This is a genomic window from Sporosarcina beigongshangi (genome assembly GCF_033485195.1).
Taxonomy (GTDB): domain Bacteria; phylum Bacillota; class Bacilli; order Bacillales_A; family Planococcaceae; genus Sporosarcina; species Sporosarcina beigongshangi.
Genome location: NZ_JAWLIR010000016.1, coordinates 90542 through 107942, shown reverse-complemented (window position 1 = coordinate 107942; position 17401 = coordinate 90542). Strand labels below are relative to the sequence as shown.

The following is a 17401-nucleotide window of genomic DNA, read 5'->3' as shown; positions in this document are numbered from 1 at the left end:
TCTTCCCTGTAAAGCACCTTCGTTTGAATAGAATTTCCACTCACAAGCTCAACTAGTATATCTACGAGAAAGCGGTGATTTTCGTGATGAAAAAAGGAAATACAGGCTGGTATTTATTATTTACTGCTCCATTAGTAATCATTTTTACGACAGTAGTCATTATTCCTTTTATAATAGGGATCTATTATTCTTTTTTCCAATGGGATGGAATTGCGGCAAATCCGAAAGTCTTTGTAGGGCTAGATAATTTCCTACGGTTATTCGATGATGCACGTTTTCTTAAATCTACATGGATAACAATCGTTTTTACAGTATTGGCTGTTATTTCGGTGAATATCGTAGGCCTTACAGCGGCAGTCCTCGTTACATCTAAACTTCGAGTAGCGAACGCAGCGCGAACGATGATATTCATGCCTTATTTAATCGGCGGGTTAATACTTGGGTATATTTGGCAATTTATCTTTTTAGATGTCTTTACGCTAATCGGTACTGTCACAGGGTTAGACGGACTATTTTTCAACTGGTTGATGGACATGGATTATGCGTTATACGCAATGGTATTTGTCTTTACATGGCAGATGGCGGGATATGTCATGATCATCTACATTGCAGGGATTCAAGGCATTCCGAATGATGTCATTGAAGCAGCAAAAATTGACGGGGCAACTGGCTGGCAACGTTTCAAAAAAATTACGGTACCTTTGCTAATGCCTGCGTTTACAATTAGTCTATTTTTAACACTATCCTCTGCTTTTAAAATTTACGATGTCAACTTGTCATTAACAGGTGGCGGTCCAGCTAACGCTACAGAAATGTTCGCGATGAATATTTATAATGAAATTTTCGGCTATGGTAATTATGGATTTGGTCAAGCGAAAGCAATTATTTTCTTCTTTGTTGTTGCAGCTATTACGTTGACTCAAGTATATATTACGAAGAAGAGGGAGGTAGAAATGTGATGAAAATATTTAGTAAGTACTCAAGGGAAGTATTACTTTTTCTTGCAGCTCTTGTCTTCTTATCTCCTATTTATATCATCATTGTGAACTCCTTTAAAAACCGTCAAGAACTCTACGACAATGCGCTAGCGTTGCCTGAAAAATTTAGTTTTCAGTATTATACAGAAGCGATGGAGAAGATGGGTTTTTTAAGCGCACTCGGGAACTCTTTGTATATTACTATACTTTCAGTTCTTATTATCGTTGTGCTTTCTTCCATGACAGCATGGATGTTAGCTAGAACGGATAATAAGCTGAGTAAAATTATTTTTATGACGTTTATCGCTACAATGCTCATTCCGTTTCAAACACTAATGATGCCTTTAATGCAATTAATGGGGACAATTACGAATGAACTACATATTCCGATGTTTAATACGCGTGAAGGATTAATTTTCATGCATGTGGGATTCAGTTCAAGTATTTCTGTCTTTTTATATCACGGTTTCATTAAGTCGATTCCGATTACGCTAGAGGAAGCGGCAACGATAGACGGCGCTTCAAAGTTCGGTGTATTTTGGCGAATTATTTTCCCGATGTTAAAGCCGATCACAGTAACTGTGATGATCTTAAACGTGATTAACATTTGGAATGATTATCTATTACCATCGTTAACGTTGACTGATAAAGGCTTACGAACGATTCCGCTATCTACTTTTTACTTCTTTGGTGAGTTTACGATTAAGTGGAATTTAGCAATGGCAGGTTTGATGTTAACGATTATTCCCGTTGTTATTTTCTATGTGCTGGCACAAAAGCATATTATTAAAGGAATTGGAGAAGGGGCGGTCAAGTGACGACGATAAAAGATGTTGCGAAGCAAGCAGGCGTATCCATTGGTGTTGTGTCAAAAGCATTTAATAATTACCCAGATGTCAGTGAGAAAACGAAAAAACGGATTTTTGAAATTGCAAAAGAATTAAATTATACACCAAATGTCATCGCTAAAAATCTATCGTCAAAAAAACAAATGACCATTGGACTAATCTCATCGGGTGTTTTTAATGATAATGAGAAGGATAATAATGCATTTGATATATTCAAAGGAGTTTATTCTGCGGTTTCTGCGGGTCCGTTTGAACTGTCAATTTACTTAATTGATTCACAAGAGCAAAAGCAAAAAAGCTATGTCCAATATTGCCGAGAACGTAATATTGGGGGAGCATTGTTGCAGGGCATTCGGATAGATGATTCTTATTATAAGGAATTGATCACTACGAATATACCGTGTGTTGTGCTGGATATTATGACCGAAACGAATAATGGCTTGATTGGTAGTGTGTCGATTGATAATGCGGTGGCTGGCAAGGAAATAGCTGCTCATTTATTGGCAAATAATCATCGTGACATTGTCGTTATGGCTGGAACAAAGGAAACGTATGTCAATGCAGAGCGTATGAAAGGTGTACAACAGGCCTTTGAAACAAATGGTTTAGAGTTAAGTGAGGATAAAGTGCTGTACGCACAATTTTCTGAGCAGGATGCGTATGAATTGGCGAAGGAATATTTGCGAACGAAAGAGCCAACAGCCTTTTTATGCTTTAGCGATTTGATGGCATTCGGTGTCATGAAAGCAGTCAATGAAGCTGGTTTAAGGATTCCGGAAGATATTTCGGTGACGGGGTTTGATGATTTGGTCATTAGCGCGTACACGCAACCGCAGTTAACAACTATTCGACAGAACTTTATGGAGGTTGGCAAGGTGGCCGCCTTATTACTGCAAGATTTGATGGAAAATAAGCTGGAACGACAGCATGTCTACGTGGAACATCAGTTAATGGAACGACAAAGCGTTCGAATGATCTGATTGGAAAGGAAGAGAATAATGTCACAATACCCAAAGGCCTTTATTTATGATTTGGATGGAGTCATTACAGATACGGCAGAGTTTCACTTTTTAGCCTGGCAGAAGTTGGCGGATGAACTTGGGATAGCGATTGACCGTCAGTTTAATGAACAGCTGAAAGGAATTAGCCGCATGGAGTCTTTGGAGAAAATCTTAGCTTTGAAGCCAGCTCTGTTGGCGCTGGAAAATGATGAAAAGAACAGGCTAGCTAATCAAAAAAATAGTCATTATTTAGAGCTGGTAGAAACCGTTAATACGGATGATATTTTACCAGGCATTGAGCAGTTATTACAGAAAAATAAAGAACATCACATAAAAATCGCGCTTGGTTCAGCAAGTAACAATGCGAAAAATATAGTAGATAAGCTAGGACTTGCACATTATTTTGACTATATCGTCGACGCATCACAGGTGAAAAAAGGGAAACCAGATCCTGAAACCTTTACAACGGCTGCAGATTTCTTAGGGATATCCTATGAAGAATGCATTGGAATTGAAGATGCAGAGGCAGGAGTAGCGGCGATTAACGGTGCCAAGATGTTTTCAGTAGGTGTTGGATCTGTTGAACAACTGGGACAAGCAGATTATTTAGTAGCAGACACTTCACAATTGATTTTTGAAGAAATTATTAACTGTTATTTAGAAAAAAAGAGTAAGTAAGCAGGGAGAGAGAAACATGAGCTGGACATTAAAAAAGTCAGGGCTAGATAATGACAACCTTTTGCAAAATGAAAGCCTATTATCTTTAGGAAATGGCTATTTGGGTGTAAGAGGGAATTTTGAAGAAGGCTATCCACAGACATATAAATCGATTCGAGGGACATACATAAATGCCTTTCACGATGAAATAGAGTTGCAATACGGGGAAAAGTTATTTGGATTCCCTGATATTCAGCAAAAAATAGTCAATATTATTGATGGGCAAACGGTTCAAATTTGGCTAGATGATGAAGCCTTTTCTTTGTTTGAAGGGGAGGTTATTCACTTCGAACGGAATTTGCATATGGATAAAGGATTTGCAGAACGTATCATTCATTGGAGGTCGCCGAAAGGGCGTGAAGTTCAGCTCCATTTCAAACGGCTCGTTTCTTTTATCACCAAAGAATTACTTGCGATTGATATTAAAATTGTTCCTGTAAGTCCGATTCAACAAATTAAAGTGATTTCAACTGTGAATGGTGACGTATCTAATTTTGTCGATAAAACGGACCCGCGAATTGCTTCAGGTCATGCAAAGCGGCTTCACGTAATAGAAGCTCATCAGCAGGAACAATGGAGTATTGTTAAAAATCGAACATACGCAACGGAACTGGAAGTAGCTTGTGTTGCTTCATCGCAGGTGACACAAGGGAACTATCAGTATGAATGTAATTCAACGGATAATAGCGTGGAGCAGACTTATCTATTTGAAGGCAATGAGGCGATTCATTTTACCAAGTATAGTGTGTACACCGATACACTACGACATGGCGAGGCAGTTGTCGAAAAAGCGATTGCCGTTCAACAGCAGCTTTCAGCAACAACCTTTGAGGATCTTCTGCTAGAGCAAAAAGACTATTTAGATCATTTTTGGAGCAAATCCGATGTAGCAATAGATGGAGACACACGATTGCAAGAAGGTATTCGCTTTAACCTGTACCAATTATTACAATCTGTTGGGAAAGACCCTGTCAGCAATATCGCGGCAAAAGGCTTATCGGGTGAAGGCTATGAAGGTCATTATTTCTGGGATACCGAGATTTATATGTTCCCCGTATTTTTAATGACCAATCCAGAAATTGCAAAAAATCTATTGCTACATCGTTATTCTATTTTAGATAGTGCAAGAGCAAGGGCCAAGGAGCTCGGCCATACAAAAGGAGCACTATTCCCATGGCGGACGATCACAGGACCAGAAAGCTCGGCATTTTTCCCAGCTGGAACAGCCCAGTATCATATTAGTGCAGATGTGGCGTATAGCTATATTCAATATTATTTAGTCACACAGGACGAAGCCTTCTTAAAGGATTATATGGCAGAGGTTCTTTTTGAAACAGCACGCTTATGGGCAGATGCAGGTCATATGCATGAAGAACAATTTAGAATTGATAGCGTAACAGGTCCGGATGAATATACATGTATCGTGAATAATAATTACTATACAAATGTCATGGCCAAGCATAATTTACTGTGGGCAGCGAAGGTGTATCGTCTTCTGAAAGAAAAGGATAGCAAACATCTTCAACAATTAATTAACCAGTTAGAACTAACCGAACAAGAAGTTCAGGAATGGGTAGATGCAGGAGAAAAGATGTATCTTCCCTATGATGAAACATACAAAATAAACGCACAAGATGATAGCTTTTTACAAAAGGCTCGTTGGGATTTAGAAAATACGCCGAAAGATAAATTCCCACTCCTGTTGAATTATCATCCACTAACACTCTATAGGTATCAAGTATGTAAACAAGCAGATACTGTATTGGGGCATTTCCTATTAGAGGACGAACAAGATTTTGAAACGATGAAAAATTCCTATGATTACTATGAGGAAATTACAACCCATGATTCATCATTATCTAGCTGCGTATATAGTATAATGGCTTCTAAATTGGGCTATAAAGAAAAAGCTTATAATTACTTTATTGAAACGGCTCGATTGGATTTGGACAATACACATGGCAATACAAAAGATGGTTTGCATATGGCTAATATGGGCGGTACATGGCTAGCCATTGTCTATGGATTTGCCGGGTTACGAGTGAAAGAAAGTGGGCTATCCTTCGCACCTACATTGCCTGATGGGTGGAATTCCCTCGAATTTCATGTGCAGTACCAGGGCAGATTGCTAAAGGTTCACCTAGAAAGTAATGCGGTCAGTTATGCAGTTGTAGAGGGAGAAGCACTGAGTATTTTGCATAATGGAACTGCGGTTTATCTTGAAAAAGGGCAGAAAGTTAGGCTTAATAGTGCAAAATTAAGTTTTTGAAAAGCCATATAAAAAAACGCTGAGTGGAGAAATCCCTTGGCGTTTTTTTACTTCTCATAATGATTGAAATCCGACGTTTTTTTTGAATTAATAGGTTCCATTACAATAAGTACACTTTGTTATCTTGAAAGTGCTTGAGGAAAATAAGAAAGTGAAAAAGAAAAAATTCCATACGCCATTGTAAAGAATTTCGAACGAATAGATTTTTGAAAACCGACGATTCCTATGTTCATTTGAGCCCTACTTGAAAAGAAATTATATCGAGTATCCTGTAAAGGAGTACATGGAATTGGGGGACAAACTTTCCATTATATGTTAAACAAAGAAAGACCGGGCGATGTTTACCCGGTCTTTCATAATTAGATTCGTTTTTTTGTTGAGTTTCGAATAACCAGTTTGGGTTCATATATGATTTGATCTTGTTTTCCGCTATCATTTTTTTCGATGGAATCAATAATCCATTTAGCAGCATCAACCCCCATTTGCGCTTTTGGGTGTGTTAAAGTTGTCAATTTCACATCGGATGCCTCAGATAAATTCGAATCATCATAACCTACTACAGAAATATCGTCAGGTACATTATAGCCGCTTGTACGCAAAATATTGATAACAGCTAAAGCGTTAGCATCGTTATAGCAAACAATACCGGTAGGTTCATTATTTGACTGTGTAAATAATTTTTTTAACTGATTAGCTAAACGTTCATGCATATTTTCTGTTGTGTAAGAAAGGATTGTATCATTTAAAAAAGGAATATTATTTTCACGGAATGCTCGGATAAATCCTTTCATTCGGTATACACCTTGCATATCATCAGTTTTAAAAACCCCAATAATTTTTTCATGCCCTAGATCAATTAGATGTTGTGTAGCCAAAAAACCACCTTTTTCATCATCAATAACAATATGAGGGGAATTTAGTTGTGAGTAGTATTGATTAATCATTAGGTATGGTATACCCTTCCTCTCAAGTTCCATATAGTAATGAATATTTGGATTGTAGCTACTACTTTTTGTAGGTTCAACAATTAGCCCATCAATATTTCGACTTAGCATGGCTTCAAGACATTGTTTTTCTTTTTCTTGATCATTATCTGTGGATGTAATGATAAGTGAATAACCTTTCGAAGTCAGGTATGATTCCATCCCCCTAATAATTGTTGGGAAAATGTAATCGGATATATAGGTTGTAATTAAACCGATATTTTTACCTGAAATCTGTGTAGGTGGCTCACTTGTCAAAAAGTTATCCGATTGTGCAGGTAGTGATGTTGAGCAAAATGTGCCAGATCCCTGTTCCCTGTAAAGAAGTCCCTCATGAACAAGCTGGCCAATCGCTTGACGAATTGTATGCCGGCTAACGTTAAACATTTTTGCTAATTCATTTTCAGAGTAAATTTTATCGCCTGGATTTATTTTTCCAAGGGTGATCCATTCTTTGATTGCATCGATTACAACCATGTATTTTGCGGGTTTATCCATAAAATCCCTGCTTTCGACATATTCATTGTGAGAGTTGTAAGTACAACTTTATTTTTATTATACATGAAATTTGGTACAAGTGTATAAAATTTTATGTTTGTTCTTAAATAGGATGGGGGAAATCAACAGCTTTATAAGAACAGACTCTTGAAAATAGAACTTATTTTAAGTGTAGAAGATTTTATCTTTCGTAAAGTTCGCAAGTTTAATATAAATCAAATATCTGTAAAACCGCAATGAAATAACCTTTTTCTAGTGACGATTGTCATAATTCAGGCTAGAAGGTATTACGTCTTCATTGAGGAAATCTATCTGAATGTCATCCGATTTGCTGGTCGTTTTTATTTGAATTGGATCAAAATAAAATCGAGAAAGAAGCGCCTATTACATAATAGGGTTGTCGCATCAACCATTCATGCATTCAAAATCTTTACAGGACTATAAATGAAAGCGCTATTAAAATAGCTTGCCAAAATATAGTCTCGTAGTATATAATCAAAATAATTCGACTTATACGTACAAGTTGGAGCTGAGGGGTGATAAGTTGTAAGTAAGTTGTTGCGAAGCGAGGAGAACGAAGGAAATTAAAAAATGATGCGAAGGAGACAATACCATGTTAAGAAAAAAAATAACAATCTATCTGTCACTGATTACGCTTGCATTATCTATATTCCTGATTGGTTGTTCTAGTAAAGATGAAAGCACTGGGAAAGAAAATAATGGAGAAAAAGTTACAATTCGATTTAGTATGTGGGATACATTAAAAGAAAGTGAAACTGAATTTATTCGAGCTTTTGAGAAGAAATATCCAAATATAAAAATTGAATTAGTAAATATTCCAGATGATTACTCACAAAAGATTAATTCAATGATTATCGGTGGAACTGCTCCGGACGTTATTTTAGCGTGGGAAGCTGATATTCCAAGGTTCTCGGAAAATGGAGCAATTGAAGCGTTAGACCAATACCTTGAAAATACTGATGAATTCACAATGGATGATTTTATTCCGGCCATGGGTGAGTTAAATAAAACAGGAGATAAAGTATTTGGATTACCGTGGGTGTATGCGACAGAGTTTTTATATTACAACAAAGATATGTTTGATGCAGCCGCTATTGGATACCCAAATGCTGATTGGACATGGGATGATTACGCAGATGCAGCAAAGAAATTAACGATTAAAGATGGAAACAAAACAACTCAATGGGGGACGGATGCGATTTCATTTCCGGGTATCTGGTATTCGATGATTGGTGCTGCTGGTGATGACGTTGTAGATGCCGATGGGAACTTTTCTTTAGGTGAAGGTTTGCGAAAAACACTTGAATTTCAAAACAAGCTAACAAATATTGATAAGGTTTCGCCAGAACCATCTGGTTCAGGTGAAGTAGCTGATTTATTTAGTGCTGGAAAAGCGGCAATGACTCGCCAAGGTAACTGGTATATAAGGAGTTATCAAGATGCTGAATTCAATTGGGATATTGCACCTCTTCCTAAAGAGGAAAGATCTTACGCTTCTCTTCATACAGGTTTCTTCTCAATCAATAGTAAGAGTAAGCATAAAGACGAGGCTTGGAAATTTATTGAGTTTATGATGGGTGATGAAGGACAACCACTTTTAAGCAAGATGTCGAATAACCCGTCGGCACGTCCAAGTATTGCAGCAAATGAAGATTACCGTGTTGAAGGAAAAAATGGTCCAACGAGTTGGGAAGTGTTTAATCAATCAGCGGAGTTCTCGAGGTTTGGTTATGTTTTACTCAATCCAACAATTACAGATGATCTTGTAAAACAATTTAATGCTGTTTTATTGGGACAAAAAACAATTGATGACGTAATTAATATTGAAGTTCCAAATGCCCAAAAGCAATTAGAGGCACAGTGAAAGCAATAAGAAATATTTAAGGTGCCACTTTGCTTTTTGGTCCAGTCGGAATAGTGTGGAAATTTTAGAGAAACAAACTTTTAAACATTAATCGGTAGGGGGGATGCTCCCCCCGCTGATTGAAAGTTTACTTATGTCTAGTCTTTAGACACCATTCGAATTTGTTCTTGTAAGTACTTGAAGAGAAAGTTTCATGATTGTTTTTGTTGCTAAGACGAAACTTTTATGGTTTTTTATTTAGCTAAAGATGAATGGATTGCAATTATTTCTTTGAAAAACCTACCTATCAAGGAGATAGAATGGACGTGAGCATATGAAAAAGAAAGTAAACGGATTTAAGGAAAGCTTGTCTGCGTATGGATTTTTGTCGCCATGGTTTATTGGTTTGATCGTTTTTACTGGGGGACCAATCATTGCTTCTTTTGTTTTAAGTTTAATGAAATGGAATTTGATTAGCTCACCGGAATTTGTTGGCCTTGATAACTTCAAGGCACTATTTGATGGAAGTACAGATTTTCTAAATTCGTTAAGAGTAACGTTGATATTCACAGTTATTAGTGTAGTAGTCACTTTGTTTTCATCGTTGTTTTTAGCAACATTATTGAACTTTAAAATAAGGTTTATGGGAATATTTCAGTTTTTTTACTTTATTCCCGCTGTTATGCCCAGCGTTGTTATGGCCTTTGTTTTTAAATTAATGTTTAACAAAGAGTTAGGGATTGTGAACTATGTGCTTTCATTTTTCGGAATTGATAGCCCACCTAACTGGTTAAATGATACATTTTATGTTTGGCCAACATTAGCAATAACATGCATATTCACTTATGCAACAGGTCAAATGATGTTAATTTTTAGTTCTGCATTAAAAGAGGTCCCTCAAGAGTTATATGAAGCATCAGATATTGATGGAGCTAGTTTTTCTCAGAGATTTTTCCATGTGACGCTGCCGGCGATTTCTCCAATTATTCTGTTTAACCTAGTCGTGGCAACGGTTAACTCATTCAATAGTTCTTTTACGCTTCTTTATCCACTTACAAATGGAGGACCTGGTGCTGAAACTGAAGTGCTTAGTTTAAATATTTATAAATATGCATTTAAGCTCTTTGATATGGGGTATGCTTCGGCACTAGCCATTGTATTATTTGCTATTGTCGGTGTAATTGCATTCCTGCAGTTTTATCTGTCAAGGAAATCGGTTCACTATAATTAAAAGGGGGCGGGAGTACAATGAAAAAACAACACAAGGTAAGCAAGATGAAGAAAAGTACGAAAATAAAAATAATTCAATACGCAGTTTTAGTTACAACCGCTCTTTTTATGGCATTTCCGATTTACTGGATATTTTCAAACTCTTTAAAAACACTAAATGGTATCAGTCAATATCCACCAGAACTTTTTCCAAGCAATCCGCAGTTCCAAAACTATTTAACAGTATTAAAGGATAGCAATACGCTAATTTATTTCCGAAACACAATTATTTTAATTATTGGGAATACGGTCGGAACGCTCGTTTCTAGTTCATTGGTAGCCTATCCATTATCAAGAATGAATTTTAAGGGTAAAAAATTAATATTCGCCATTATTCTTGCTACTATGATGGTCCCAACTGTAACTACAGTTATCCCTCAATTCATTATCTTTCGCCAATTAGGTTGGTTGGATAGCTTTTTGCCATTGATTGTACCAAGTTTTTTCGCATTTCCATATAACGTCTTTTTGTTTAGACAATTCTTTATGACGATACCGAAAAGCATTGATGAATCAGCAATGATTGATGGTTGTAACCGTTGGCAAATATTTATTAAAGTGTTAGTGCCAATCGCTAAACCAATCTTCATTACTGTGGGTGTATTATCAGCAGTGTATTGGTGGAATGAACTCTTTACACCATTAATCTTTATTGACTCAGATAACTTAAAGCCGTTAACAATAGGTGCATTGTCATCGTTTAAAGTAGCGGGTGCGACAAACGTTACGGCTTGGAATTTGCAAATGGCTATGGCGATGATTATGGCTATTCCTCCGATGATTTTATATCTATTTGCCTCACGTTATTTAGTAGAAGGAATTAAAACATCCGGATTAAAAGACTAAAATATCTATATAAATTATGGAGGGTAACTATGAGCAATCTTACAAGTATTTCTTTAGATAATATTAAAATTAATGATGATTTTTGGAATAACTATCGATCATTACTAAAGTCTACAGTCATTCCATATCAATATGAGGCATTGAATGATCAGATTCCTGATGCAGAGCCAAGTTATTCAATTCAAAACTTTAGAGTGGCAGCAGGAGAAATTAGTGGAAAATTCCAAGGAGCAATTTTTCAAGATAGTGATGTTGCTAAATGGCTGGAAGCTGTCGGCTATTTATTGGCAAATCAAAGGGATTTGGAACTTGAGAAAAAGGCTGACGACTTAATCGATTTAGTTGCACGTGCACAAGCTCCAGATGGATATTTACATACGTATTATATCATCGAAGCACCTGATCAGCGCTGGACAAATCTGTATGATTGTCATGAATTATATTGTGCTGGTCATATGATTGAAGCCGGTGTTTCTTATTATAAGGCTACTGGGAAAAGTCAGTTGCTCGATGTTGTATGCAAGTTAGCTGATCACATCGATTCAGTGTTTGGTGTAACAGAAGGGAAATTAAAAGGCTATGATAGTCATCCAGAAATTGAATTAGCTTTAGTAAAACTATATGAAGTAACTAATAATGACAAGTACCTCTGTTTAAGCAAATATTTTATTGACCAACGCGGACAGGAGCCTAATTTTTTCTATGAAGAATGGGAGAAACGCGGTAGAACGCTTCATGAAAGTAGTGTATTTAAAGAACCAAATTTGTATTATAATCAGAGTTTTTCTCCAGTAAGAGAGCAGGAACATGCAACAGGTCATGCCGTCAGAGCGGTCTATTTATATACAGCAATGGCAGATTTAGCACGTTTAACGAATGACTCGGAGTTACATGTAGCGTGTCAAAAGTTATGGAATAATATCACACAAAAACAGATGTACATTACCGGTGGTATCGGTTCAACTGAAATTGGAGAGGCATTTACTTTTGATTATGATTTGCCTAATGACTCAATGTATGCTGAAACGTGTGCCTCGATTGGCTTAATATTTTTTGCGAAACGAATGTTGCTGATGGAGACGGATTCCAAGTATGCAGATATTATTGAGAAGGCACTTTATAACATTGTATTAGAAAGCATGGCACTTGATGGAAAGCATTATTTCTATGTAAATCCGTTGGAGGTATCACCTGATGCAAGTGAAAAGAATCCTGGTAAAACACATGTAAAGAGTACGCGTCAAAAGTGGTTCGGTGTTTCATGTTGCCCGCCAAATGTCGCGAGATTGTTAGGTTCACTTGGAGATTATTTATATACAGTGACGGAAGATGAAGTTTATAGCCATTTATATATTGGTAGTCACGCGAATTTAACAATGAAACAGACTGATGTGGAATTAATCCAAGTATCTAATTTACCATGGGATGGAAATGTGAGTCTTGAGGTAAGGGTCGAAAAACCTATTAACTTTACAATCGGTTTGAGAATTCCACGTTGGACAAAAGGTGAATTTGAATTAATGGTCAATGGAACTGCGGGAAGTTACACGATGAAGAATGGTTATGCAATGATTAGAAATGATTGGGAAACCGGAGATATAATTGAAATTATTTTCCCAATGGGAGTCAAGCTGATGCAAGCCCATGCAAGTGTTAAAGCTAATTCAGGTAAAATTACAATTGAACGTGGTCCATTGATTTATTGCTTGGAAGAAGAGGATAATGGAAAAAACTTAAACACAATTATCGTAAATCCGGATCGGAACTGGAATGTTATTGAAGAATATATGGATGGGATTGGAAAGATTATCGCTTTAGAAACAGATGCGGATATAGATGCACCAGTTCAAGTGAAAGAACTTTATAGTGAATTCCAACATCATCGGACGAATAAAAGAATAAAAGCGATTCCTTATTTAGTTTGGGGAAATCGAGGAGCAGGAGAAATGTGTATTTGGTGTCGACATCATTGAAATTTACCTTTGATTGATAGAAGTTTTTAATATCTTTTGGTGCTAAAAAGAAGTTTAATCCCTTAGTCCAGATGAATACAAAAGGTATCTTAAGTAATCTTGATGGAAATCTGACCAACACGCTAGGGTGTGTTTGGTCAGAGATTGATAAAAGCAAGCTTTATATCGAGGATGAGGTGAGTTTTGTGGCGAAATATACAATTGGTGTGGATTATGGAAGTTTATCTGGTAGAGCGGTGCTTGTTGAAATTGCCACTGGAAAAGAAGTAGCGACAGCGGTGAAAGAATATACCCACAAGGTGATGGATGAATATTTACCTGATCAGACAACTAAGTTAGCGCCGGACTGGGCATTACAGCATCCGAGTGATTATTTAGAAGTACTAGAACTGACAATCCCGCAAGTATTAAAGCAATCAGGTGTGTCTGCCGATGATGTCGTTGGTATTGGGATAGATTTTACTGCTTGTACGGTCATGCCGATTAAAACAGATGGTACACCATTGTGTATGACTAATGAATGGAGTAAGAACCCACATAGTTATGTGAAGCTCTGGAAACATCATGCTGCACAAAATGAAGCAAATCGCTTAAATGAAATTGCTGAAGCGCGAGGCGAGGAATTCCTACAGCGTTATGGTGGGAAGATTTCTTCGGAGTGGATGATCCCGAAGATATGGCAAATTTTAAATGAAGCACCAGAGATTTACGAAGCAGCAGATCAAATACTTGAAGCAACAGATTGGATTGTTTCGCAATTGACTGGTGAAATTAGTAGAAATAGTTGTACAGCTGGGTATAAGGCCATTTGGCATAAACAAGATGGTTATCCCACAAAAGAATTCTTCAAAGCATTAGATCCACGATTGGAGAATGTCGTAGAAGAGAAGTTATCAAATGAAATCTTTTCAATTGGCTCAAAAGCGGGTGAGATTACGATTGAAGCGGCTAAACTAACAGGTCTAAACCCAGGTACAGCCGTTGCTGTGGCGAATGTGGATGCACATGTGTCAATCCCGGCAGTGGGAATTACTGAACCTGGGAAATTACTAATGATTATGGGAACATCTACTTGTCACATTCTACTAGGCGCGGAGGAAAAGATTGTCCCTGGCATGTGTGGTGTTGTTGAAGATGGTGTCATTCCAGGTCTTATGGGTTATGAAGCAGGTCAGTCTTGTGTCGGTGATCATTTTGAGTGGTTTATCGAAAACTGTGTGCCGGAAAGTTATGAACAAGAAGCAGTAGATAAGGGAATGAATATTCACGAACTTTTAACCGAAAAGGCAAATGCGCTTCAAGTAGGTGAAAGTGGTCTTTTGGCACTAGACTGGTGGAATGGTAACAGATCAACACTTGTCGACGCCGACCTTACCGGGGTGTTGATCGGGGCGACATTATTAACCAAGCCGGAGGAAATATATCGGGCACTTATAGAAGCCACAGCCTTTGGAACAAGGATGATCGTTGAAGCGTTTCGCAATAATGGTGTTCCTGTTGACGAAGTATATGCATGTGGGGGAATTGCAGAAAAAAATAAGCTGATGATGCAAATTTATTCGGATGTTTTAAATATGGAAGTTAAAATTTCTGCGTCGTCCCAAACACCGGCACTTGGTTCGGCGATGTTTGGTGCGGTAGCAGCTGGTGCTGAGCGGGGAGGGTATACAACCATTACTGAAGCGGCGAAAGTGATGGGAAGGGTAAAAGCTGAAACATACAAACCGATTGTGAAAAACACGAGTATCTATGAAAAGTTATTCGCGGAATATGGAAAGTTATATGATTATTTCGGTCGTGGCGAAAATAATATAATGAAAATATTGAAGGAAATTAAAATGAATAGTCTCTAATTTTGGTGAGGAGGAATCATCATGCTTGAATCGCTAAAGTACGAAGTATTACAAGCGAATTTGCAATTGCCTAAGCATGGGCTTGTCACTTTCACTTGGGGAAATGTAAGTGGAATTGATCGTGAGAAAGGTCTTGTTGTCATTAAGCCTAGTGGAGTTATCTATGAGGAATTACAACTTGAAGATCTTGTCGTGATTGACATGGAAGGGAATATTGTCGAAGGTGATTTACGTCCATCTTCTGATACAGCAACGCATCTTGCGCTTTATAAAGCATTTACTGAAATAGGTGGGATTGTGCATACTCATTCGCCTTGGGCGACAAGTTGGTCGCAGGCTGGTAAAGCGATTCCAGCGCTTGGTACGACACATGCGGATTATTACTACGGTGAAATACCAGTTACTCGCCCACTGACACATAAAGAAATTGACGGTGCTTACGAATTGGAAACAGGCAATGTCATTATTGAAACGTTCCATCAACAAGCGCTTAATCCTATGGTAATGCCAGGTGTACTAGTCGCAGGTCATGCACCATTTTGTTGGGGGGAAAGCCCTAATGAAGCTGTTCACAACGCAGTCGTTTTGGATGAAGTCGCAAAAATGGCATTCTATACGCTTCAGCTAAATCCACAGATAGATGAAATCGATCACTTCCTTTTAGACAAGCATTATCTGCGTAAACATGGAGCGAAGGCCTATTATGGGCAAAATAACGTAGTAGGGAATGATTGATAAAAATCAGCTAGGGGGAATTTCTTTGTTAAAAATAAAAGCATACGAATTTTGGTTTATAACGGGCAGTCAAATGCTGTATGGAGAAGATGTACTTAGTCAAGTAGAAAAACATTCGAAGGATATAGTTGCTGGAATAAATAGCGCAGGTTCTGTTTCTTACAAGCTTGTTTTCAAGTCGGTAGTCAAAGATTCTGATTCGATTCGTAAGTTAATGCTTGAAGCGAATGCAGACGGAAATTGCGCAGGGGTCATCACATGGATGCATACATTTTCCCCATCTAAAATGTGGATTTTAGGTTTAAAAGCTTTAACGAAACCGATGTTGCATTTACATACTCAGTATAATCGTGATATTCCTTGGGGAAATATTGATATGGATTTCATGAACTTAAATCAATCCGCACATGGTGATCGAGAATTTGGATTTATAAATAGCAGAATGAATATTACTCGAAAAGTCATTGCAGGTCATTGGCAAAGTGATGAAGTGAGAGAACGAATCGGCGGCTGGATGAGAACTTCGGTTGCATTCAATGAAAGTCAAAACCTGAAAGTAGCTAGATTTGGTGATAATATGCGTCATGTTGCGGTTACGGAAGGTGATAAAGTAGAAGCGCAAATTCAATTAGGTTGGACTGTGAACGGTTATGGTATAGGGGATCTTGTTGAACGGCTGAATCTCATCTCTGATCAAGAAGTAGATAACCTCATGGATGAGTATCATGAAAGGTATAACATAACCGGTGGAGAGGAAACAATTCAATCGATTCGTTACCAAGCGAAGATTGAAATTGGCCTAAAATCCTTTTTAGAAGAGGGTAACTACACTGCTTTTACCACTACGTTTGAAGATTTGCATGGGATGAGACAACTTCCTGGGCTGGCTGTTCAGCGATTGATGGAGCAAGGTTATGGTTTTGCAGGTGAGGGTGACTGGAAAACGGCCGCGCTTGTTCGATTGATGAAAGTTGTTGCTGATGGTAAGGGTACTTCGTTTATGGAAGATTATACGTACCACTTTGAACCTGGTAATGAGCTCGTTCTTGGTTCGCATATGCTTGAAGTTTGTCCGACAATTGCTACCTCGAAGCCTACAATCGAGGTACATCCGCTAGGAATCGGTGATAAGGAGGATCCGGCGAGAATGGTATTTAACGGGGCAAGTGGGCATGCACTAAATGCAACAATTATTGATATGGGCCACAGATTCCGCCTCGTTATTAATGAAGTAGAAGCGGTGGAAGTAGAGAAGGATCTGCCGAATTTACCAGTTGCGCGAGTACTTTGGAAACCGCAACCATCATTGAATAAGGCGGCTGAAAATTGGATTATCGCTGGTGGTGCGCATCATTCCTGCTTCTCTTATGTTGTAACGCCAGAACAGCTTATGGATTTTGCAGAGCTTGTTGGAATAGAGTCTGTCCTCATTAATAATGATACGAACTCAAAGGAATTCAAAAATGAATTACGTTGGAATAGTCTTCTATATAGGTAAGAGTCTCATAATAAGTATTGTATATATGAAGTATATTCTCTACCGGGGTTTCTTACTTTTAGGCAACCTT

The 17401-nt window shown here is 37.8% G+C and carries 13 protein-coding genes; 12 read left to right on the top strand and 1 reads right to left on the bottom strand.

What is annotated here, in order from left to right; genetic code table 11:
* The first annotated feature begins 86 nt into the window (after positions 1-86).
* The 5 genes from R2B77_RS09660 to R2B77_RS09640 are packed head-to-tail and all read left to right on the top strand — an operon-like array spanning position 87 to position 5812.
* Complete coding sequence (locus tag R2B77_RS09660) at positions 87-959, top strand: carbohydrate ABC transporter permease (RefSeq protein WP_203247633.1); 873 nt, start codon at positions 87-89, stop codon at positions 957-959.
* Positions 959-1795, top strand: a complete 837-nt coding sequence (locus R2B77_RS09655; RefSeq protein ID WP_212391541.1) for a carbohydrate ABC transporter permease — start codon at positions 959-961, stop codon at positions 1793-1795. The genes R2B77_RS09660 and R2B77_RS09655 overlap by 1 nt, the downstream gene beginning before the upstream one ends.
* Positions 1792-2805: a LacI family DNA-binding transcriptional regulator gene (locus R2B77_RS09650; RefSeq protein ID WP_203247635.1), complete on the top strand. Its 1014-nt coding sequence runs from the start codon at positions 1792-1794 to the stop codon at positions 2803-2805. The genes R2B77_RS09655 and R2B77_RS09650 overlap by 4 nt, the downstream gene beginning before the upstream one ends.
* An 18-nt stretch (positions 2806-2823) precedes the next feature.
* Complete coding sequence (gene pgmB, locus R2B77_RS09645) at positions 2824-3504, top strand: beta-phosphoglucomutase (protein WP_203247636.1); 681 nt, start codon at positions 2824-2826, stop codon at positions 3502-3504.
* 16 nt (positions 3505-3520) lie between these two features.
* Positions 3521-5812 (top strand): glycoside hydrolase family 65 protein, encoded by a 2292-nt coding sequence (locus R2B77_RS09640; RefSeq protein ID WP_203247637.1) that lies wholly within the window; start codon positions 3521-3523, stop codon positions 5810-5812.
* Between the two features lie 359 nt (positions 5813-6171).
* Here the strand turns inward: R2B77_RS09640 and R2B77_RS09635 are convergent, their stop codons facing one another.
* Complete coding sequence (locus R2B77_RS09635) at positions 6172-7293, bottom strand: GntR family transcriptional regulator (protein ID WP_212391523.1); 1122 nt, start codon at positions 7291-7293, stop codon at positions 6172-6174.
* Positions 7294-7906: 613 nt separating this feature from the next.
* Here R2B77_RS09635 and R2B77_RS09630 point away from each other — a divergent pair.
* From R2B77_RS09630 to araA, 7 genes are all read left to right on the top strand, one after another.
* Positions 7907-9178 (top strand): ABC transporter substrate-binding protein, encoded by a 1272-nt coding sequence (locus R2B77_RS09630; RefSeq protein ID WP_203247638.1) that lies wholly within the window; start codon positions 7907-7909, stop codon positions 9176-9178.
* A 313-nt stretch (positions 9179-9491) separates the two neighbouring features.
* The gene (locus tag R2B77_RS09625) at positions 9492-10388 is read left to right on the top strand and encodes a carbohydrate ABC transporter permease (protein ID WP_203247639.1); all 897 of its coding nucleotides are present in this window, start codon (positions 9492-9494) and stop codon (positions 10386-10388) included.
* A gap of 17 nt (positions 10389-10405) precedes the next feature.
* Entirely contained in the window at positions 10406-11272 is an 867-nt protein-coding gene (locus tag R2B77_RS09620) for a carbohydrate ABC transporter permease (protein ID WP_203247640.1), read from the top strand.
* Between the two features lie 29 nt (positions 11273-11301).
* Entirely contained in the window at positions 11302-13245 is a 1944-nt protein-coding gene (locus tag R2B77_RS09615) for a glycoside hydrolase family 127 protein (RefSeq protein WP_203247641.1), read from the top strand.
* Positions 13246-13430: 185 nt separating this feature from the next.
* Positions 13431-15098: a ribulokinase gene (araB, locus tag R2B77_RS09610; RefSeq protein WP_322555683.1), complete on the top strand. Its 1668-nt coding sequence runs from the start codon at positions 13431-13433 to the stop codon at positions 15096-15098.
* 21 nt (positions 15099-15119) lie between these two features.
* Positions 15120-15833 (top strand): L-ribulose-5-phosphate 4-epimerase, encoded by a 714-nt coding sequence (araD, locus tag R2B77_RS09605; protein ID WP_203247643.1) that lies wholly within the window; start codon positions 15120-15122, stop codon positions 15831-15833.
* A gap of 25 nt (positions 15834-15858) precedes the next feature.
* On the top strand, positions 15859-17331 hold the full coding sequence (araA, locus tag R2B77_RS09600) for an L-arabinose isomerase (protein ID WP_212391525.1): 1473 nt from the start codon (positions 15859-15861) through the stop codon (positions 17329-17331).
* Positions 17332-17401: the final 70 nt, after the last annotated feature.